Here is a 19,920-nt window from a genome sequence, read left to right on the forward strand (position 1 = left end):
ACCCGCCCAAATAAGTCTGCCCATGAAGGGCAGGCTTATTCAACAGAAACTTATCGTTCAAAGAGCAAGGCAGTTATTGAGATCACCTAGCCTCACTCCCACTCGATCGTCGCTGGCGGCTTGCTGCTCACATCGTAGGTCACGCGGGAGACGCCGGTGATCTCGTTGATGATGCGGTTGGAGACCTTCTCCAGCAGCTCATAGGGCAGGTGGGCCCAGCGGGCGGTCATGAAGTCGATGGTCTCCACCGCGCGCAGGGCGATGACCCACTCGTAGCGGCGGGCGTCGCCGACCACGCCGACCGAGCGCACCGGCAGGAAGACGGCGAAGGCCTGGCTGGTCTTGTGGTACCAGTCCGCCTTGTGCAGCTCCTCGATGAAGATGGCGTCGGCCTCGCGCAGGATGTCGGCGTACTCCTTCTTCACCTCGCCGAGGATGCGCACGCCCAGTCCCGGCCCCGGGAAGGGGTGGCGGTAGACCATGTCGTAGGGCAGGCCAAGCTCGACACCGAGCTTGCGTACCTCGTCCTTGAACAGCTCACGCAGCGGCTCGACGAGCTTGAGCTTCATGGTCTCGGGCAGGCCGCCGACGTTGTGGTGTGACTTGATCACGTGAGCCTTGCCGGTCTTGCTGGCGGCGGACTCGATCACGTCCGGGTAGATGGTGCCCTGAGCGAGGAAGTCCACGCCTTCGATCTTGCTCGCCTCGTCATCGAACACCTCGATGAAGGTGTTGCCGATGATCTTGCGCTTGGCCTCGGGGTCGGCCGCATCCTGGAGCCGAGAGAGGAACAGCTCCTCGGCATCCACGCGGATCACCTTCACGCCCATGTGGCGGGCGAAGGTCTCCATCACCTGCTCGCCCTCGGCCTTGCGCAAGAGGCCGTTGTCGACGAAGACGCAGGTCAGCTGGTCGCCGATCGCCTTGTGCAAGAGCGCCGCTACCACCGAGGAGTCCACGCCGCCGGAGAGGCCGAGCAGCACGTGGCGCTCGCCCACCTGCTCGCGCACCCGCTCGATCTGGTCCTCGATGATCTGGGCCGGTGTCCAGAGGCGCTCGGCGCCACAGATCTCCAGCACGAAATGCTCGAGAATGCGCAGGCCCTGCAGGGTGTGGGTCACCTCGGGGTGGAACTGCACGCCAAAGAAGCGTTTTTCCTCCCAGGCCATGGCGGCGATGGGGCAGCTCGGGGTGGAGGCGGTGACGGTAAACTCGGCCGGCACGCGGGCGACCTTGTCGCCATGGCTCATCCACACATCGAGCAGGTTCCGGCCAGTTTCGTGGTCGATATGGTCCGAGATGTTGCGGAACAGCGCAGTCTCCTCATCGATGCGGATCTGGGCGTAGCCGAACTCGTGAACGTGGGAGCCTTCGACGGCGCCGCCAAGCTGCTCGGCCATGGTCTGCATGCCGTAGCAGATGCCCAGCACCGGCAGACCCAGTTCGAACACGCACTGTGGGGCGCGGGGCGAATCCAGCTCGGTGACGGATTCCGGGCCGCCGGCGAGGATGATGCCGTTGGGCGCGTACTCGCGAATCTCGGCCTCGGTGATGTCGAAGGCGCGAACCTCGGAGTAGACGCCGATCTCGCGCACCCGGCGGGCGATCAGCTGGGTGTACTGGGAGCCGAAGTCGAGGATCAGGATCTTGTGGGCGTGAATGTCGGTCATCTGGCCTTTCCTTTGAGAGGCGAACGGCCCGGAAACACGAAAGCTGGAAGCGGCGCGGCCACTTCCAGCTTCAAGCTTCCGGCGTCAAGCTGGGGTCAACCCGCGCGGTAGTTGGGGGCTTCCTTGGTGATCTGCACGTCGTGCACGTGGGACTCGTTGAAGCCGGCCCCGGTGATCTGCACGAACTGCGGCTTGGTGCGCATCTCCTGGATGTCGCGGCAGCCGGTGTAGCCCATGGAGGCGCGCAGGCCGCCCATCAGCTGGTGGACGATGGCGCTCATCATGCCCTTGTAGGGCACCCGGCCTTCGATGCCTTCCGGCACCAGCTTCTCGGCACCCTCGCTCTTGTCCTGGAAGTAGCGGTCGGCGCTGCCCTGCTTCTGGGACATGGCGCCCATGGAACCCATCCCGCGGTAGGCCTTGTAGGTGCGGCCCTGGTAGAGCTCGATCTCGCCCGGCGCCTCCTCGGTGCCGGCCAGCAGGCCACCGACCATCACGGTGCTGGCACCTGCGGCGATGGCCTTGGCCAGATCGCCGGAGAAGCGCACGCCGCCATCGGCGATCAGCGGGATGTCGTAGGGCACCAGCGCCGCGGCCACGTTGGAAACGGCGGTGATCTGCGGCACGCCCACGCCGGCAACAATGCGGGTGGTGCAGATGGAGCCGGGGCCGATGCCCACCTTGACGGCGTCGGCACCGGCCTCGGCCAGCGCCTTGGCCGCTTCCGCCGTGGCGATGTTGCCGCCGATCACCTGGATCTGCGGGAAGTGCTCCTTCACCCAGCGCACCCGGTCGATCACGCCCTGGGAGTGGCCGTGGGCGGTATCGACCACCACCGCGTCGACGCCGGCCTCGGCCAGGGCGGCGATGCGGTCGGGGGTCTCGGGGCCGGTGCCCACGGCGGCGCCGACCAGCAGGCGACCGTCGGCATCCTTGGCGGCATAGGGGAAGGTGCGGGCCTTCTCGATGTCCTGGAAGGTGACCAGGCCACGCAGGCGGAAGGCATCATCCACCACCAGCATCTTCTCGATGCGGTGCTCCTGCATCTTGCCCTTGATGACGGAGAGATCGGTGCCCACCGGCACGGTGACGAGCTTCTCGCCGGGGGTCATGATGTCGGCCACGCTGTCGCCGTGGTTGGGCTGGAAGCGCATGTCGCGCTGGGTCACCAGGCCCACCAGCGTCTCGCCCTCTACCACCGGGAAGCCGGAGAAGCCGTGCTCCTCGGCCATCGCCAGCAGGTCCGCCAGCTTGGCCTTGGGCCCCACGGTGACGGGATCCTTGACGATCACGCTCTCGTGCTTCTTGACCTTGCGCACCTCGGCCGCCTGGTGGGCAATGGTCATGCTCTTGTGGATGATGCCGATGCCGCCTTCCTGGGCCATGGCGATGGCCAGTCGCGCCTCGGTGACGGTGTCCATGGCCGCGGAGAGCAGCGGGATGTTCAGGAAGAGGTCGCGGGTCACGCGGGTCCTGAGGCTGACGTCGTTGGGCAGGACATCGGAATACCCTGGCAGGAGTAATACGTCATCAAACGTCAGGGCTTCTTGGGCCATACGTAGCATATGCGGCAACACCCAGTGAACTGGTGGAAGGGAGTAAAATTAATCCCCCATTATAGCGACCCTGCCCGGGGGCCGGCAATGCGAGTCACAGGCATCGGGTTCCCGCAGCCCCCGGGCGCTGCCACCGGGACCGCGGCACATGCTAGGATATTGGCCTCCACTCCCAGCGATGACCGCACCATGCTCCGCCCCGAGGACGCCCCGCTTTCCGTCAGCGAGCTCAACCGCCACGCCCGCCAGGCGCTGGAGCAGGATGTCGGCGAGGTGTGGGTGGAGGGCGAGCTCTCCGGGGTGTCGCGGCCGGGCTCGGGGCACATCTACTTCACCCTCAAGGACGACCGGGCCCAGCTGCGCTGCGCGCTGTTCCGCACCCGGGCGCGCTTCATGGCCGCCCCCATGCGCGACGGCGACCGGGTCAAGGTGCGCGGCCAGGTGTCGCTGTTCGAGCCCCGCGGCGACTACCAGCTGATCGTCGAGGCGGTGCAGGCGGCGGGCGAAGGCGAGCTGCTGGCGGCCTTCGAGCGGCTGAAGGCCCGGCTAGCCGACGAGGGTGTGTTCGCCAATGCGCGCGCCCTGCCCTATCCGCCGCGCCACCTGCTGGTGCTCTCGTCCCCCACCGGGGCGGCAATCCGCGATGTGCTGGCGGTGCTCGCGGCGCGCTGGCCGCTGGTGCAGGTAACGCTGATCCCGGTGCCGGTGCAGGGTCGCGAGGCCGCCCCGGCGCTGATCTCGGCCCTGGGCCTGCTCAACCGCCAGCAGGCGCTGGACCCGGCCCACGACGCCATCCTGATCACCCGTGGCGGTGGCAGCCTGGAGGATCTCTGGGCCTTCAACAACGAGCATCTGGCCCGGGCGATCTTCCACTCGCCCCTGCCGGTAATTTCGGCGGTGGGCCACGAGGTGGATGTCACCCTGGCCGACTTCGCCGCCGACCTGCGCGCCCCAACGCCTTCCGCCGCCGCCGAGCAACTGGTGCCCGACCGCCGCGAGCGGCTCCACCGCCTCGAGCGGTTGGCCGAGCGGCTCTCCAGGGCCCTGCGCGCGCGCCTGGAGACCGAGGCCCAGCGGCTGGACCACCTACGAGCCCGGTTGCGCCATCCCGGCGAAGTGTTGGCCGCGCGCCGCCGGCAGCTGACCGAGCTGGAAGGACGCCTGCGGCGGGCCATGGGGGCCAGGCTCGCCGGCGAACGTCGTCATGAGCAACACCTGCGCCAGCGCCTCGCCCTGCGCTCGCCGGGCTGGCTGGTGGAACAGGCCGATCAACGGCTCACGCGAGCACGCGGACGGCTCCACCAGGCCATGCCGCGAGAGCTAGCCCACCATCACGAGCGGCTGGGGGGGCTGGTGCGCGAGCTTCAGGCCGTGAGCCCGCTGGCGGTGCTGGGGCGAGGCTATGCCATTCTCGAGGACGAACAGGGTCAGGTCGTCCGGCGGGCAAGCGACGTTGCGCCCGGCCAGGCGCTCGAGGCGCGCCTGGGCGAAGGGCGGCTCGTCCTGCGGGTACGCGACAGCAATGGCGAGTGAGACCGACATGGGTGCGACAGTCCGCCCCTTGGCGACCTTCGCCGCTGGTTGATATGGTGTAGACGTATAACGTTAGGCTATGAAGAAATAAGAACGCGCTACCGGGCCGTTGTCCAGAGCGCCGCCAGGCCCGACAATGTCGGTACGCTCAAGAAAGAAAGCTTTCACTGCCTGCATGTCATAACGCGTGCCGGCAGCTTCAACCACACGAACGATAGGGAGTTGCACCATGTCACTACGCATCAATGATGTCGTACCCGATTTCGAGGCCGAAACCAGCCAGGGTCCGATCCGCTTCCACGAGTGGATCGGCGACAGCTGGGCCATCCTCTTCTCGCACCCCAAGGACTTCACCCCGGTCTGCACCACCGAGTTCGGCGCCGTCGCCAAGCTCAGCGAGGAGTGGAAAAAGCGCGACACCAAGGTGATCGGCGTTTCGGTGGACGGTGTCGAGGACCACAAGAAGTGGATCAATGACATCTCCAGCTTCGCCAGCTGCGAAGTCGGCTTCCCGATCATCGCCGACGAGGACCTCAAGGTTGCCAAGCAGTTCGACATGCTGCCGGCCGATGCCTACCTGCCGGACGGCCGCACTCCGGCCGATAGCGCCACCGTGCGTTCGGTGTTCATCATCGGTCCGGACAAGCAGCTCAAGCTCTCCATGACCTACCCGATGAACGTGGGCCGTAACTTCGCCGAGGTGCTGCGCGCCCTGGACGCCCTGCAGACCGCCAATGGCAAGGGCGTGGCCACGCCGGCCGACTGGAACGTCGGTGAGGACGTGATCATCCCGCCGACGGTCTCCAACGAGGACGCCAAGGCGAAGTTCGGCGAATACGAGACCATCTTCCCCTACCTGCGCCGGACCAAGCTGCCCAAGTAAGCTGGCGGCTCAGCTCACGCCACCTAGACCCCCTGCTCCGGCAGGGGGTCTTGCCTGGTACCTCGCAATCGTGCCCCCGGTGAGGAGGGCTTAGTGGTGCTCAGCCTGGCGGGCGGCCGGCTTGAAGGCGCCGGGCTCGAGTTCATGGCGGGCCAGCAGCTTGTAGAAGTCGGTGCGGTTGCGCCCGGCGATGCGCGCCGCCTGGGTGACGTTGCCCTCGGTGATCTTGAGCACCTTGACCAGGTAGCGGCGCTCGAAGCCGGCCCGGGCGTCGTTGAAGGTCGGCAGGGCGCTATCCTCGGCAGTCAGCGCCTGGGCCACCAGCCCTTCGGGAATCATCGGCGAGGTGGTCAGGGCTACACACTGCTCCACCACGTTGACCAGCTGTCGCACGTTGCCGGGCCAGGCCGAGGTGGCCAGCAGGTTGAGCGCCTCCGGCGAGAAGCCCTTGACGAAGGGCTTGTGCCGGGCAGCAGCCTGGGCCACCAGGTGCTTGGCCAGCAGCGGTACGTCCTCGGCGCGCTCCCTGAGCGCCGGCAGCCGAAGGTTCACCACGTTGAGGCGGTAGTAGAGATCCTCGCGGAACTCCCCCTCGTGCATGGCGCGGTCCAGGTCGCGATGCGTCGCCGAGATGATGCGCACGTCGATGGGGATCGAGGTGGTGGAACCGAGCGGGCGAATCTGGCGCTCCTGCAGGGCGCGAAGCAGCTTGACCTGCAGTGTCAGCGGCATGTCGCCGATCTCGTCGAGAAACAGGCTGCCACCGTCGGCCGCCTGGAAGAGGCCGCGGTGCTCGCTCACTGCCCCGGTGAAGGCACCCCGAGCGTGGCCGAACAGCTCGCTCTCCAGCAGCTGCTCGGGCAGCGCGCCGCAGTTGATCGCCACGAAGGGCTTGTCGGCCCGCGGGCTGGCCTTGTGGATGGCGCCGGCCAGCAGCTCCTTGCCAGAACCCGAGGCGCCGGTGATCAGCACGCTGACATCCGCGGCAGCCACCATGCGGGCCTGCTCGAGGATGCGCTCCATCTCCGGGCTGCGGGTGATGATCGCTTCCCGCCAGTGGTCGTTGCCCTGCAGGCCGGAGCCGGAGGTCTGGGCCAGGGCATCGTCGATAGCGGCGAAGAGCTCGTCGCGATCCACCGGCTTGGTGAGGAAGCCGAACACCCCCTGGCGGGTGGCGCTAACGGCATCGGGAATCGAACCGTGGGCGGTGAGGATGATCACCGGCAGGCCCGGTACCCGGCGCTGGAGTTCCTGGAACAGCGCCAGTCCGTCCATCTCGTCCATACGCAGATCCGACAGCACCAGGTCGGGACGAGCGACTTCCAGCCGCTTGAGGGCCTCGCGGCCGCTCTCGGCAGTGGTGACACGATAGCCCCGGCTCTCGAGCCGCATGCCCAGCAGTTTCAACAGGCTGACGTCGTCATCCACCAGCAGGATGTGTGCGCCGTGCTCACCGGCGTTGGGCAGGCGTCCAGTCCGCTTCATGTCGTCTCTCCCGATTCATTCATTCTGCTGTCGCAGGTTGATGCTCTGTTCGATAGCGGTGAGCTGCTCGAGCTTCTCGGCCAGGGCCTCGAGTTCCTCGGTGAGGGCCGCATTCTCCTCCACCGCGGCCTGGTGCTCGCCCCGGCTCTCGGCCAGTTGACCGGCCAGGCGGCGACGCCCCTCCAGCTCGTTGAGCCAGTAACGCAGCAGCGGCTGCAGGTCTGACGGTGCAGCGTGCAGATCGGCCTTGTAGAGCTCCGAGGCACGGTTCCACTGCCGCCGATCGCCCCAGGCGAGCAGCATGGCACGCGCCAGGCGCCGCTCGGCACTCTCACCGCCGAGGCGTGTCAAGGTGGCCTCTCGCCACACCCGGTCGCCGCGCTGGGAAGCCAGGCCGAAGGCCACCCAGTCGTGAAGCAGGCAAGGCGCATTGTCGAAATCCGGTAGCTCGGCATGGCACAACGCCGATCCATTGGAGGGGCTCTGTGGGGATGACGGCCCAGAGGGCAACTGCAGCTGCTCGGGCAGATACTGACAGCCGGCCAGCAAGGCCGTGGCCAGGCAAAGGAGCCAGGGGCGCGCAGTCATGGGGTATCATTCCTTGAGTGGTCGCCCGCCATGGCGAGCATCGGATGTTTGTGGTCCTGCTCGGTTGCTGGAACCCGCCGCGGCAGGGTCAGGCGAAAGCACACTGCCAGCCGGGCATCGTCGACGAGCTCCAGGCTGCCGCGCTGGAGCCGGGCACAGTCGGCGGCTACCGAGAGGCCGATGCCGGAGCCCTTGAGCGGCCCCTTGCGGCGAACGCTGCCCTGGAAGAAGGCTTCGAAGAGCCGCTCGCGATCCTCCTCGTCGATCGGCGCGCCACTGTTGGCGACCTCGATCACCAGCCGGTCACGCAGCGGCCGGGCACGGATCTCCAGCACGCCACCGTCTTCGCCATAGGCGATGGCATTGGAGATCAGGTTGTCGAGGATCCGAACCGTGGCGGTGCGATCGAGCTCCCAGGCCAGGGGGCCATCGAAGCAGTTGACCCGCATCTCCTTGCTGTCGAGGGCCAGGCGATGCTTGGCCAAAACTTCCTTGACCATGGTGGCGACATCCTGCTGCTCGATATCCAACTGGCGGTCATGCTGAAACAGATTGTAGTCAAGCAGCTGCTCGATCAGCCGCTGCAAGTCGCGGCCGCTGGCATCGATCAGCTCGAGAATCTCGCGCTGGCGCGGCGTGACCTCGCCGGCCACGCCGTCGGCGAGCAGCGACGAGCCCTCGCGTACGCTGGCCAGCGGTGTCTTGAGCTCGTGGGACATATGGCGCAGAAACTGTTGTTTCTGGGCCTCCAGCTCCTCGAGCCGCGAGGCTAACCAGTCCAGCCGCTCATCAAGGGCGACCAGCTCCGCCGGGCCCTTGAGGGGCCGTGGCTTCTGTCTCGTATCGCCCCCCACGCTGCCGATGCCCAGGATGCGACGCTCGAGCTGGCGAATGGGGTGGATGATCAGGCGAGTGAACAACAGCATCAACACCAGGCTCGCCGAGACCAGCGCCGCGGTCTGCCACCACAGGCGGACCTGCACGGCCTCGGCTCGAGCACGGATCCCCTCGATGCGCGCGTCGATACGCCGGTTGGTGGCGCGGCGCATCGCCTCGGTATGCTGAGCGAAGGGAAGGAAGTCGGCGAGCCGCGCGGTGAACGCCTCGAGAGGCAGCTCGGGCAGTTCGGCGAGGCGGTCGAGCCGCTCCTCCAACGCCGCCACATCGGGATCATCGGGCAGCAGCTGACGCTGCTGAGCCAGTAACTCACGGAACTCCTCGAGACGGTCGTCGAATATCTCCAGCAGACTCTCCTGCTCGACCACGGCATACTGGCGGGCAGCGCGCTCCATCTCCAGCGCCAGGGCACCCAGCGAACGGGCACGCCGGGTCTCTTCCACCGCCTGGCGGGCACTGACATCGGCCAGGCGTGACAGCTCGGAGATGGCCTGGCCGGCCTGGATCATCAGCACGGCCAGCGGCAACATCACTACCAGGAAGGCCAGCAGCACCAGCTGCAACAGCGAGCGCGGCCGCCAGCGACGCGTAACGGCTGAGGTCATGAACAGCGTTCTTTGCTGAAGACTAACGGGAAACACCATCATCCAATCCCAAGGATACCAGAGTTCTTCCGAGCGCCCCGCGGCCAATCGGCGCCAACCCGCAGTAACGATCCGCAAGAGAAAAAAAGGGCCGGCAGAGCCGGCCCAATACGCAGGGAACTGAAGGGTCTGAACATTCGACCAATCGACGGCCTGGTCCGTCCATTGCCCGAATGTCCATGGGCCGGAAAGGCCCCGAAGCCATGAGGCGCCATCTGCCACCAGGGGCTGGTCATCCTCATGCGAGTGGCGAACCAACGCGTGGCACGCCGCCCTGCTCCGCTCCTGGCACCACCGCCGCGACCGGGGCCGACGACGATGCTGCGCAATTCGATCCCCCTACCGGGGGAGAGGCATCCCTGCCAGGGGCATCCTTGCCCTCTCGATACCGATCCTTGCCTGACGGCGGTACCGTCTCATCGCAACCTCAAAGTACACATCGCTTGGAGCAGACACTGGTCGACTCGGGGAGCGGGAACACAGGGCAGTGATGGCCCGACTCCCTTCGGCGACCGGGAAACGGTTCGAGCCGTATGAACCGTTTCCCCTTGCTCATTCTGACTGTTGCCAACGGCGTGCCAGAAATCGCATTAAACAATTAAAATCAGAAGTTTATGACAATAATAAAGCAGCGTGGGCCGGAGGAAGCCAGCTAAAGGGTGACGAGGGAGAGCATGAGGGTGATTTTTCGTCGCTATCTGGAGACGCTTTCCGGGAATTTCTGAAGGATCTCTTTATTTTCACATGGTTAAATAGTCTCCGGATGGCGACGCCAGTAATCTCGTCGACGCATCCCGACGACAGCGCGCCCTTCAGGCCATGGGCTTGACCAGCACCTTGGACTTGCGCGCGTGGCTGTAGGTGTCGCGACGCAGGGGCGGCAAAGTCTCGATATCGGCCAGGCGAAAGCCGTGCTCGAAGAACCAGTGGGTCGTATGGGTGGTCAGGGCGAACAGGGCCGTGAGCTCCAGACGGCGGGCTCGGCGCTCGATTTCGGCGAGCAGCAGCTCCCCGCGGGCTCCTCCACGGTAGTCGTCATGGACTGCGACGCAGGCCAGCTCTCCCATCGTGGCTTCACCGAAGGTATGCAGGGCGGCACAGCCGATGATCATGCCGTCACGCTCGATCACCAGGTAGTCGTCGATCTCGTACTCCAGCCGTTCCCGGGAGCGTGGCACCAGCATGCCGCGCTGCTCCAACGGCTCGAGAAGTTCGATCAGGCCGCCGATATCGCCGAGCTCCGCCGCTCGCAGCTGTTCGTAGCGATGCTCGGTAATCATGGTGCCCACCCCGTCGCGGGTGAACAGCTCGCCGAGCAGGGCGTCATGGTCGTGCCAGGAGAGCAGGTGGGTGCGGGCCACGCCATACCGTGCGGCGACACAGGCCGCGCCGATGTGCCGGGCGAGTTCGCTGGAGGGATCAACCTGCTGAAGCAGCGGCTCGGCCTCGCTGGGGGTCAGCTGTCGCTGCAGCTGGCCGCTGCGGTCGAACAGCCCGCTGGCCTCACCGAGCAGGATCAGCTTGTCGGCGCCGAGCGCCGTGGCGGCGTGACGAGCGACCTCGGCGGCGTCCAGGTCGAAGACCTCGCCAGTGCTGGAGAAGCCCAGCGGCGGCAGAACCACCAGCGAACCGCGCTCGAGCAGACCTACGATGGCTTCTGACCGCACCCGACGCACCTCGCCACTGTGGTCGAAGTCGACGCCTTCGCGCACGCCCAGCGGCTTGGCCATCACCAGGTTGCCGGAGACCACCGTCATCTCGATGCCGTGCAGCGGCGTGTTGGGGAGCCCCGGGGAGAGCCGTGCCTCCAGCCATAGCCGCTGCTCGGCGGCGATACGCTCGACCCAGGACATGATCGACTCGTTGGCCACCCAGCGCCCCTGATGATGACTGGGCACGATACCCGCCTCGTCCAGCGCCTGCTGCACCTGAGGCCGGATACCGAACACCACCACCAGCCGCACGCCCAGGGTGTGCAGTAGCGCCAGATCCTGGATCAGCTGCTCCCCTCGCCCGCTGGCCATGGCCTCGCCCTCGATCAGGATGACGAAGGTGCGGCCGCGATGGGCATTGATGTAAGGGGAGGAATTGCGAAACCAGTCCACGAAGGGGAAACGATTATCCAAGGCCGCACTCCGGCAGCAGGTGAACGAAGGGGAGTCGGCTTCACTATATCAGAGCGACAAAAACGGCGGCACCAGTCAGTTGCAAGCTACAGCATGGAATCAGCCGCGGAACAAGAAACCCCGAGGGCCTCGGCCTTCGGGGTTCCTTGTAGCTCGGCGCTTGTCGCTTGGCGCTTAACCAAACATGCCCTTGAAGGTGAAGAAAAACAGAATCGCGAGGCCGGCGCCGGCCGGCAGGGTGATCAGCCACGACATGATGATGGTGCCGATGACCCGGAGGTTGAGCGCCGCCATACCGCGGGCCAGGCCCACGCCCAGCACAGCCCCCACCAGGGTATGGGTGGTGGAGATCGGCAGGCCGGTACCCGAGGCCAGCACAACGGTGGTGGCAGCGGACAGGGTCGCGGCGAAGCCACGGCTCGGGGTGAGCTCGGTGATGCCGGTGCCCACGGTGGCGATCACCTTGTGGCCGTAGGTGACCAGGCCGACGACGATGCCACTGCCACCCAGCACCAGCACCCACCACGGCACCAGGGCCGCGCCTTCCACATCACCGCCACTCTGGACCACGCTGATCACCGCCGCCAGGGGCCCCACGGCGTTGGCCACGTCGTTGGAGCCGTGGGCGAAGGCCATGGCGCAGGCAGTAAAGATCATCAGCACGCCGAAGACCTGCTCGACGCTGCCGAAGCCGAACTGGTCGGTCTTGCGCTTGACCCGGCTGACCTGGCGCTCGCGCAGGACGCCCAGGATCAAACAGAGGGCACCGAAGATCACGGCCACCACGAAGCTGGCACCGAAGCCGAGATCCAGGCCGACGTGTTTGAGCCCCTTGGTCAGGGTCACCATGGCGACGATGAAGCCGACCAGGAAGACATAGATGGGCACGTAGCGCTTGGCCGCGGCGAAGGGGTCGCGAGCCTCGAAGATCAGGTGCTGCACCGACTTGAAGATCATGAAGGCGATGGAGCCGGCAAGCAGCGGCGAGACGAGCCAGCTGGCGGCGATCTTGCCCACCGCCCCCCAATCCACCGCGCCCGCGCCCAGGCCGGCCGCAGCGAAGCCGACGATGGCGCCGACGATGGAGTGGGTGGTGGAAACCGGCCAGCCCTTGGCTGAGGCGATCAGCAGCCAGGTACCGGCAGCGAGCAGCGCTGCCAGCATGCCGTAGACCAGCAACTGAGGATCATCCTGCAACAGCTCGGGGTCGATGATGCCCTTGCGGATGGTGTCGGTTACCTCGCCGCCGGCCAGCCAGGCGCCGAGGAACTCGAAGATCACGGCGATGATGATCGCCTGCTTGATGGTGATGGCCCGGGAGCCCACCGAGGTGCCCATGGCGTTGGCCACATCGTTGGCCCCGACGCCCCAGGCCATGAAGAAGCCGAAGAGACAGGCGAGAATGATGAAGATCTCACCGTGTTGCGCGATGATCGACATAGGGAGGGTTCCCTTGTTGCGGTCTGATGAAGGAGGTCAACACGACACGGCCCCGGGATCACCGGGGCCGTTGGTTTCAGTTGGCCGTCATGATCTGCAGGCGGCTGCCGACGCGCTCGGCGCGGTCGGAGAGCTCGCCCACCCAGTCGATGATCTTGTAGAGGAACATCACATCGACGGGGGGCAGGCGATCCTCAAGCTCGAAGAGCTGTCGGCGAATGGTCACCTGCTGGCCGTCGGCCTGCTGCTCGAGTACATGCAGCTCGCGAATCATTTTCTGCATCACGTCGGAAACGTTGCGACCGAAACCGGACTCCAGCAAGTCCTTCAGCTCCTCCAGGGCATGGCGCGCCTGAGCTACGCAGGCCACCGCGGTGCGCATGTAGTCGCGCATCGGCTGAGCCAGTTCCTGGGGCACCTGCATCCGCCGGCCGAGCATGATGCCGGTGATGTCGCGGACCTTGTTGGCGATCTTGTCCTGGACGCTGATCAGGTCGAGCAGGTCGGAGCGCGACACCGGCAGGAACATGGTGTTGGGCAGATTGAGACGCAGATCGGTCTTGAGTTCGTCGGCCTCGTGCTCGAGACGCGTGATGGTATCGCGATGCTGGGCGGCGGTGTCCCAATCGCCGACGAGGGAGGCCTCGAAGAAGGGCAGCAGCTCGTCGGCGCACTCGTTGGCCTTGACGATGTGGGCCAGCAGCGGATGGAATGGCGAGCGACCGAACATCGCGGAGAAGGGATTGGATGTCACCATGGGGCATCTGTGAACCTGGAAAATGGCGGCGTCAGTATAGTGACTGACACCACCACCGTCATGAAAAAATCATCCAATATTCATCAAACCGAGGTAGCGCCCCGATGGCGAACGAGATCGAGCTCAAACTGGCCCTGGGGGCCGAGGCGCCCGAAGCGCTGCGCAGCCACCCCCGCTTGGCCGGCCTGGCCCCGACACTCACGCGCTTGGGCAATACCTACTACGACACCCCCGAAGGCGACCTGGAGCGGGCGCGCATGGCGCTGCGCCTACGCCGAGCCGGCGACCGCCTGCTGCAGACCCTCAAGACCCGCGGCCAGGGGGGCGGCGGTCTTTCGACCCGCGGTGAGTGGGAGTGGGAGGTGCCGGGCCCGGGGCTCGATCTCTCGGGGCTGGCCACCCTGCCGCCCATGGCCGAACGCGACCCGGTCCTGCTCGAGCGACTGGAGCCGCGCTTCGCCACCGATTTCGTGCGCGAGGCTTGGTGGCTGGAGGAGGAGGGCATGACCCTCGAGGTTGCGCTGGACCTAGGCGAAATCCGCGCGGGCGGGAATGCAGTGCCCATCCGCGAACTGGAGTTGGAGCTCAAGGCAGGCGAGCCCGTCGCGCTATGGTCGCTGGCCGAAGAGTTGGCCGATACGATTCCCATGCGCCCCTCGGACACCAGCAAGGCGGCCCGCGGCGGGGCGCTGCTCGGCGGTAGCTGGACGATGCCCGAGGGCAGCGGCCCCGCGGCCTGGCTGCATCACGCCAGCATGGCGCTGGATGCCCTGGCCGATACCGGTCAGGGCGCCTGGCGGGACGAGGCGCGCCGGGCATTCCAACGCCTGGCTGAAACGGGCGATGATGCCCTCGACGATGAGGCACTGCACGACGACGCCCGAGCCCTCGCCGAGGCGCTGGGCACCGAGAACTGGCTGACCCCGGCCTTCGGCCGCCGGATGCTGCGACTGGCCCGGCGGATGCCCGGCGGCGTCGACCTGGCCTGACAGGCCTCGGCCACCACAAGGACGACCCCTGTGAACCACACTCACAAGCCCGCCAGCGAAGGCCTGCGCACCCGGCTCTTTCAGATCATCTTCGAATCAGATACTCCGATGGCCAAGGGCTTCGATATCGCCCTGATCATCGCCATACTCGGCAGTGTGCTGGTGATCATGCTCGACAGCGTGCCCGCCTACCATGCCGAATACGGCAGCATTTTCTACTGGATGGAGTGGGGTTTCACCCTCACCTTCACTGTCGAACTGATCGTACGCCTCTACTGCCTGGAAAAGCCTCTGATCTACCTGCGCAGTTTCTACGGCATCGTCGATCTGCTGGCGATCCTGCCGACCTGGCTGGCACTGGTGCTTCCCGGCAGCCAGTCGCTGGTCGTGATTCGTCTGCTGCGCACCCTGCGCATCTTTCGCATACTGCGCCTCATGCAATTCGTCGGGGAATCACGACTTCTGGTGGACGCCCTCAAGCGCAGTAGCCACCAGATATTCCTGTTCCTGTTCACCGTCTGCATGCTGGTGACCATCTTCGCCGCGTTCGTCTACTTGATCGAGCCTGAGGAAGCCGGCTTTACCAGCATCCCCACAGCGATCTACTGGGCCATCGTCACCCTCACCACCGTGGGCTACGGCGATATCGTGCCGGTGACCCCGCTGGGCCAGGCGATCTCGGTGATGGTGATGCTGATCGGCTACTCGATCATTGCGGTGCCTACCGGGGTCTTTTCCGCCGAGGTGATCCGCTCGATTCGCGCCGATCGCTACTCCGACGAGGCCTGCCCGGGCTGCGGCCACGACCGCCATGAACAACGCGCCAAATACTGCCTGCTGTGCGGTACCTGGCTGGATGAAGAGACCCCCGACCCTCGCCTGAGCGAAAAGGAGCAGGAGGCCTGGTGGCGCGAGCATGGTGGCGATGAGAAAGACAATGAGAACAATACGCCGCCGACCCGCTGAGCCGACGGCGAACAGGAGGGAATCAGACCTGGAAGGGCGAGACGTCGCCGCGGCCCTCGCGGAGGATCTTCGGCGGCAGATCACGTAGATCGATCACGCTGGTGGCGTCGAGATGGCAGGCGCCGCCATCGATCACCAGATCGAGGTGCGCGCCGAAGCGCTCGCGAATCTCCTCGGCATCGGTCATCGGCAGCTCCTCCCCGACCGGGATCAGGGTGACACTCATCAGCGGCTCGCCCAGGTTGGCGAGTAGTGCCCTGGTGATGGCATGGTCCGGCACGCGCACGCCGATGGAGCGACGCTTGGGATGAAGCAGCAGCCGCGGTACTTCGGTAGTGGCATCCAGGATGAACGTATAGGCCCCCGGCGTGTGGGCCTTGAGCAGGCGGAAAACGTCGTTGTCCACCTTGGCATAAGTGCCGATCTCGGAGAGATCGGAGCAGACCAGGGTAAAATTGTGCTTGTCGTCCAGTGAGCGCAGCCACTTGATCTTCTCGATGGCCTTCTTGTCGCCCAGGTGACAGCCCAGCGCATAACCGGAATCCGTCGGGTAGGCGACCACGCCGCCATCGCGGATGATCTGGGTCGCCTGGTCGATGAGACGCTTCTGGGGGTTGTCCGGGTGGATCTGGAAGAACTGGCTCATGCAAGCTCCCTGTTGAGTGGCAAGTAGAGGTATCTGTCACTATAGCGCGTCGCGATACAGTGTCCCGACCTCAAGCGGCGTTCGCGGCAGCGATGCCGGCAAGGCGCGGGTGGGTCCACACCGGCGGCGTGGCGGTACGCGGCACCGGACTCATGCTGCCCGGCGCCAGATGGCCGCCGGGGAAGTGGAAATCGCTGCCCACCGAGCCATAGAGGTCACGCTCCTGCAGTTGGCGCGCCAGATCGCGGGTCACGTCGGGATTCTGGAAGCCGCTGACCAGCTCGGCGGCCTGGCCACCGGCGGCGGCGAAATCGTCCAGCAGCAGGCCGCGCTTGCGCCGGGTCAGGCCGTGGCGCAGCGGATGGGCCAGCACCGCGACCCCGCCGGCATCGAGGATCCAGGCCACTACCGCGGAAAGGAAAGGCCAGTGGGCCTTGATGTCACCTACCTTGCCGTTGCCCAGGTGCTTCTTGAAGGCGGTGCCGATATCGGGCACCAGCCCCGCCGCGACCAGCGCCCGTGCGAAGTCCGGGCGGCCCAGCGGTCGCGCTGATCCGGCCTGCTCTCGGGCCCGTGCCAGGGCGTCGCTGAGGCCGACCTTCTCGAGCCGCTCGGCGATGCGCCACGAGCGCTGCTCGCGCGCCTCGGCCTGGGCCGCCAGGCCCGGCACCAGCGCGCCACGAGGGCCATCGGGCAGCAACCCCACCACATGGATGTTGATGCCGCGCCATTGAGTGGAAAGCTCGGTAGCGGGGATCAGCTGGATTCCCTCACGGCTCGCGGCTGCCTGCGCCTCGGCGATGCCGTGCATGGTGTCGTGGTCGGTGAGCGCCATGTGGCTCAACCCCCGAGAACGGCACAGCGCCACCACCTCGGCCGGCGGCAGGGCGCCGTCGGAGGCAGTGGAGTGCATGTGCAGGTCGATGGTGAGGGGGTCGCCCTCGAAGCGCACGGGGAGTGCTGACATAGGCATGACGCAGGCAAGTGACTTTGTCAGAATATCCTTCCATGGTGCTTGCCCGACCGGTGACGGTCAATGACAAGCATCAGTCGCACTCGCGGCGCGAGCCGCCCATCACCGAGGAAGACCCCACATGCTCTACGCCATCATCAGTGAAGATGTAGACAACAGCCTGGAGCGGCGACTGGTCGCTCGTCCCGACCATCTGGCCCGCCTCGAGGCACTGCGCGACGAGGGCCGCCTGGTGTTGGCCGGCCCTCATCCCGCCATCGACAGCAATGACCCGGGCGATGCCGGTTTCTCCGGCAGCCTAGTAGTCGCTGAGTTCGAGGACCTGGAAAGTGCCCAGGCCTGGGCCGATGCCGATCCCTTCATGATCTCCGGCGTCTATGCCAAGGTGACGGTGAAGCCCTTCAAGAGGGTTCTCCCCTAACCCACAGCGGTTTTCCCACAGCTGCTGTGGACAAGTCTGTTGAAACGCGGCGGACGCCTTCCGCCAGGACGGTCAGCAGGCCGCCGTAACCAGATCGATCAATTTCTGACCAGTCCGCCCCATCGCCCGGAGCCCCGCCTTGACCGCTGCCCCCGATGCCCTGCCTCCGCTCTCCGGCCTGGAGAGCGCCCGCCTGGAGTGGCGCCGGGAGGAAGGCGGCGAGGAGGCACCCCACTCCACGGCCTTCGACGATGTCTACTTCTCGCGCCATGACGGCAGGGCCGAGTCCGAGCATGTCTTCCTCGCCGCCAACCGGCTGCCCGAGCGATTCGCCGGATGGCAGGCGTCGCGCCCCTTCGTGATCGGCGAAACCGGGTTCGGCACAGGGCTCAACATGCTCTGTGCCTGGGCCTGCTTCGAGGCTCATGCCCCGCCGGCCGCCCGACTCCACCTGGTCTCCACCGAGAAGTTCCCGCTGCAGCGCGACGACCTGGCCCGGGCGCTGTCTGCCTGGCCGGACCTGGCCGACCGGGCCGCGCGTCTTGTCGCTCAATGGCCCGAGGCGGTGACCGGCGTGCATCGATTGTGGCTCGACGCTCGCGTCACCCTGGACCTGCATCTCGGCGACGCCGCCGAGCGCCTGGCACTGCTCGACGGTCGTGTGGACGCCTGGTTCCTCGATGGCTTCGCCCCCGCGAAGAACCCCGAGATGTGGCAGCCCGAACTGTTCGAGGCGATGGCGGTTCGCTCGCGCCCCGGAGCGACCCTGGCCACCTTCACCTGCGCCGGGGTGGTCAAGCGTGGACTCGCCGCCGCCGGCTTTCGATGGCGCAAGGTGCCGGGCGTCGGGCGCAAGCGCGAGATGCTGGCCGGCGAGATCCCCGAGCCAGCCACGGATCGCCGCCGCGAGAGCACTCCCTGGTTTTCGCCCCCGACCCCGAGGCCAGCACGGCATGTGGCGGTGATCGGCGCCGGTCTCGCCGGTGCCACCACCGCCGCCGCCCTGGCACGACGCGGCGTGAGAGTCACCCTGATCGACCGCGAGGGGCCCGGCAGCGGCGGGTCCGGCAACACCCAGGGCGCGCTCTACGTCAAGCTCGCCGCCGACACCAACCCCCAGAGCCGGGTCTACCTCGCCGGCCTGCTGCATAGCCGACGCTGGCTCGAGGCCCTCGATCCACGACACGAACTGTGGCGACCCTGCGGTGTACTGCAGTTGGCCATGAGCGAGAAGGAGCAGGCCCGCCAGGCACGCTTCCTGGCCCATCACCCCCTGCCGGGAAGCGTGGTAAGGGGCATGACAGCGGACGAGGCCGCCCGGCTGGCCGGTACGCCAATCGACCACGACGGGCTGGAATACCCACAGGCGGGCTGGGTGCGACCGGCCGCCCTCTGCACCCGGCTCGCCGACACGTCAGGGGTGAGTTTTCGTCAAGCGGAAGTGATGAACATGACACCGGAAGAGGACGGCTGGTCGCTGGCGCTGGCCGAGGGCGGTCGCCTGTCGGCCGATCAGGTTGTTGTGGCCAATGCGACGCTGGCCAACCGCTTCGCGCAGACGGAGCGGCTCCCCCTGCAGCCGGTGCGCGGCCAGATCAGCCGTCTCGCCTTGCCCCAGGGCGCGCCCGAGCTCGAGCGGGTCATCTGCGCGGGCGGCTATGTGTCACCGGCGCTGGACGGCGTGCTCACCTTCGGCGCCAGCTTCGTGCCTCGCGACACGGACACCGAAATTCGCGACGCCGACCACGCGGCTAACCTGGCGGAACTCGAGGCTACCCTGCCCGCCTTCGTGGCCGCCCTGCGGAAGGCGGGAGCCCGGCTCGAGCCGGATCACCTGGAAGGACGAGCCGCGCTACGCGCCGCCAGCCCCGACAAGTCGCCCTATGCCGGCCCGGTACCCGATGCCGAGGCCTGGCAGCGCGACTATGCGGAACTGGCCAAGGACGCCACCCGCATACCCGACACGCCCGGCCGCCACCACGGGGGGCTATGGATCAGCACCGCCCACGGCTCGCGTGGCCTGGCCAGCGCGCCGCTCTGCGCGGAGCTCATCGCCTCCATGATCTGCGACGAACCGCTCCCCCTGGAGGAGCCGCTGGTGGACCACCTGCACCCGGGCCGAAGAATTATCCGCGACCTGATACAAGGGAAGCATAAATCAGCAACAGCGAGAGGCGACGGGAACAGCTCGTAGAGGGGGTCTTACGCCAGGGGTGAGGAGCACTGCTCCGAACGGGCTGGCCATGGATGGCCAGCACCGGACCTGCAAGCGGAGCGGGATGCGAGAGCGCAGCAGGGCGCCGGTCGCGCCCAGGGACGGGTTCACAGCGCCCCCTCGCAGGGCTG

The 19,920-nt window shown here is 66.6% G+C and carries 16 protein-coding genes; 6 read left to right on the top strand and 10 right to left on the bottom strand.

The window, feature by feature from the left end; translation table 11 throughout:
* Nucleotides 1–92: 92 nt before the first annotated feature.
* The gene (gene guaA, locus U5L98_RS17520; RefSeq protein WP_322559540.1) at nt 93–1,670 is read right to left on the bottom strand and encodes a glutamine-hydrolyzing GMP synthase; all 1,578 of its coding nucleotides are present in this window, start codon (nt 1,668–1,670) and stop codon (nt 93–95) included.
* A 95-nt stretch (nt 1,671–1,765) separates the two neighbouring features.
* On the bottom strand, nt 1,766–3,235 hold the full coding sequence (gene guaB, locus U5L98_RS17525) for an IMP dehydrogenase (protein ID WP_322559541.1): 1,470 nt from the start codon (nt 3,233–3,235) through the stop codon (nt 1,766–1,768).
* Nucleotides 3,236–3,415: 180 nt separating this feature from the next.
* On the opposite strand from guaB, the gene xseA reads away from it, so the two are divergent.
* Nucleotides 3,416–4,759 carry an exodeoxyribonuclease VII large subunit gene (gene xseA / locus U5L98_RS17530; RefSeq protein ID WP_322559542.1) on the top strand — a complete coding sequence of 448 codons (1,344 nt, stop codon included), beginning with the start codon at nt 3,416–3,418 and terminating at the stop codon, nt 4,757–4,759.
* A gap of 229 nt (nt 4,760–4,988) precedes the next feature.
* A complete protein-coding gene (locus U5L98_RS17535) occupies nt 4,989–5,642 on the top strand; it encodes a peroxiredoxin (protein WP_322559543.1) in 654 nt (217 codons plus the stop codon).
* 90 nt (nt 5,643–5,732) lie between these two features.
* On the opposite strand, the gene glrR is transcribed toward U5L98_RS17535, so the two are convergent.
* The 6 genes from glrR to U5L98_RS17565 all read right to left on the bottom strand — a co-directional run bounded on the left by glrR (nt 5,733) and on the right by U5L98_RS17565 (nt 13,579).
* A complete protein-coding gene (gene glrR / locus U5L98_RS17540; protein ID WP_322559544.1) occupies nt 5,733–7,127 on the bottom strand; it encodes a two-component system response regulator GlrR in 1,395 nt (464 codons plus the stop codon).
* Between the two features lie 15 nt (nt 7,128–7,142).
* Nucleotides 7,143–7,715, bottom strand: coding sequence for a hypothetical protein (locus U5L98_RS17545; RefSeq protein WP_322559545.1), 573 nt, complete (start codon nt 7,713–7,715; stop codon nt 7,143–7,145).
* Nucleotides 7,712–9,217 (bottom strand): ATP-binding protein, encoded by a 1,506-nt coding sequence (locus U5L98_RS17550; protein WP_322559546.1) that lies wholly within the window; start codon nt 9,215–9,217, stop codon nt 7,712–7,714. The genes U5L98_RS17545 and U5L98_RS17550 overlap by 4 nt, the downstream gene beginning before the upstream one ends.
* A gap of 851 nt (nt 9,218–10,068) precedes the next feature.
* Complete coding sequence (gene argA / locus U5L98_RS17555) at nt 10,069–11,382, bottom strand: amino-acid N-acetyltransferase (protein WP_322559547.1); 1,314 nt, start codon at nt 11,380–11,382, stop codon at nt 10,069–10,071.
* Between the two features lie 174 nt (nt 11,383–11,556).
* Nucleotides 11,557–12,822, bottom strand: coding sequence for an inorganic phosphate transporter (locus U5L98_RS17560; protein ID WP_322559548.1), 1,266 nt, complete (start codon nt 12,820–12,822; stop codon nt 11,557–11,559).
* A 76-nt stretch (nt 12,823–12,898) separates the two neighbouring features.
* On the bottom strand, nt 12,899–13,579 hold the full coding sequence (locus tag U5L98_RS17565; protein ID WP_322559549.1) for a TIGR00153 family protein: 681 nt from the start codon (nt 13,577–13,579) through the stop codon (nt 12,899–12,901).
* 104 nt (nt 13,580–13,683) lie between these two features.
* Between U5L98_RS17565 and U5L98_RS17570 the strand changes: the two genes are divergently transcribed.
* Complete coding sequence (locus U5L98_RS17570) at nt 13,684–14,568, top strand: CYTH domain-containing protein (RefSeq protein WP_322559550.1); 885 nt, start codon at nt 13,684–13,686, stop codon at nt 14,566–14,568.
* A 30-nt stretch (nt 14,569–14,598) separates the two neighbouring features.
* Entirely contained in the window at nt 14,599–15,534 is a 936-nt protein-coding gene (locus U5L98_RS17575; RefSeq protein ID WP_322559551.1) for an ion transporter, read from the top strand.
* A gap of 22 nt (nt 15,535–15,556) precedes the next feature.
* Here the strand turns inward: U5L98_RS17575 and U5L98_RS17580 are convergent, their stop codons facing one another.
* Together U5L98_RS17580 and U5L98_RS17585 are read right to left on the bottom strand one after the other, a co-directional pair.
* The gene (locus U5L98_RS17580; protein WP_322559552.1) at nt 15,557–16,180 is read right to left on the bottom strand and encodes an L-threonylcarbamoyladenylate synthase; all 624 of its coding nucleotides are present in this window, start codon (nt 16,178–16,180) and stop codon (nt 15,557–15,559) included.
* 70 nt (nt 16,181–16,250) lie between these two features.
* The gene (locus U5L98_RS17585; protein ID WP_322559553.1) at nt 16,251–17,153 is read right to left on the bottom strand and encodes a PHP domain-containing protein; all 903 of its coding nucleotides are present in this window, start codon (nt 17,151–17,153) and stop codon (nt 16,251–16,253) included.
* A 121-nt stretch (nt 17,154–17,274) separates the two neighbouring features.
* On the opposite strand from U5L98_RS17585, the gene U5L98_RS17590 reads away from it, so the two are divergent.
* Entirely contained in the window at nt 17,275–17,574 is a 300-nt protein-coding gene (locus tag U5L98_RS17590; RefSeq protein ID WP_322559554.1) for a YciI family protein, read from the top strand.
* Nucleotides 17,575–17,713: 139 nt separating this feature from the next.
* On the top strand, nt 17,714–19,768 hold the full coding sequence (mnmC, locus tag U5L98_RS17595) for a bifunctional tRNA (5-methylaminomethyl-2-thiouridine)(34)-methyltransferase MnmD/FAD-dependent 5-carboxymethylaminomethyl-2-thiouridine(34) oxidoreductase MnmC (protein ID WP_322559555.1): 2,055 nt from the start codon (nt 17,714–17,716) through the stop codon (nt 19,766–19,768).
* Nucleotides 19,769–19,920: the final 152 nt, after the last annotated feature.

It is taken from the genome of Halomonas sp. (assembly GCF_034520545.1).
Taxonomy (GTDB): domain Bacteria; phylum Pseudomonadota; class Gammaproteobacteria; order Pseudomonadales; family Halomonadaceae; genus Halomonas.

Coding starts and splice junctions, on each gene's coding strand:
- U5L98_RS17570 (WP_322559550.1), top strand. CDS start 13,684: ATGGCGAACGAGATCGAGCTCAAACTGGCCCTGGGGGCCGAGGCGCCC.
- U5L98_RS17560 (WP_322559548.1), bottom strand. CDS start 12,822: ATGTCGATCATCGCGCAACACGGTGAGATCTTCATCATTCTCGCCTGT.
- U5L98_RS17580 (WP_322559552.1), bottom strand. CDS start 16,180: ATGAGCCAGTTCTTCCAGATCCACCCGGACAACCCCCAGAAGCGTCTC.
- guaA (WP_322559540.1), bottom strand. CDS start 1,670: ATGACCGACATTCACGCCCACAAGATCCTGATCCTCGACTTCGGCTCC.
- guaB (WP_322559541.1), bottom strand. CDS start 3,235: ATGCTACGTATGGCCCAAGAAGCCCTGACGTTTGATGACGTATTACTC.
- U5L98_RS17535 (WP_322559543.1), top strand. CDS start 4,989: ATGTCACTACGCATCAATGATGTCGTACCCGATTTCGAGGCCGAAACC.
- U5L98_RS17585 (WP_322559553.1), bottom strand. CDS start 17,153: ATGCCTATGTCAGCACTCCCCGTGCGCTTCGAGGGCGACCCCCTCACC.
- U5L98_RS17590 (WP_322559554.1), top strand. CDS start 17,275: ATGCTCTACGCCATCATCAGTGAAGATGTAGACAACAGCCTGGAGCGG.
- U5L98_RS17550 (WP_322559546.1), bottom strand. CDS start 9,217: ATGACCTCAGCCGTTACGCGTCGCTGGCGGCCGCGCTCGCTGTTGCAG.
- xseA (WP_322559542.1), top strand. CDS start 3,416: ATGCTCCGCCCCGAGGACGCCCCGCTTTCCGTCAGCGAGCTCAACCGC.
- U5L98_RS17545 (WP_322559545.1), bottom strand. CDS start 7,715: ATGACTGCGCGCCCCTGGCTCCTTTGCCTGGCCACGGCCTTGCTGGCC.
- glrR (WP_322559544.1), bottom strand. CDS start 7,127: ATGAAGCGGACTGGACGCCTGCCCAACGCCGGTGAGCACGGCGCACAC.
- U5L98_RS17565 (WP_322559549.1), bottom strand. CDS start 13,579: ATGGTGACATCCAATCCCTTCTCCGCGATGTTCGGTCGCTCGCCATTC.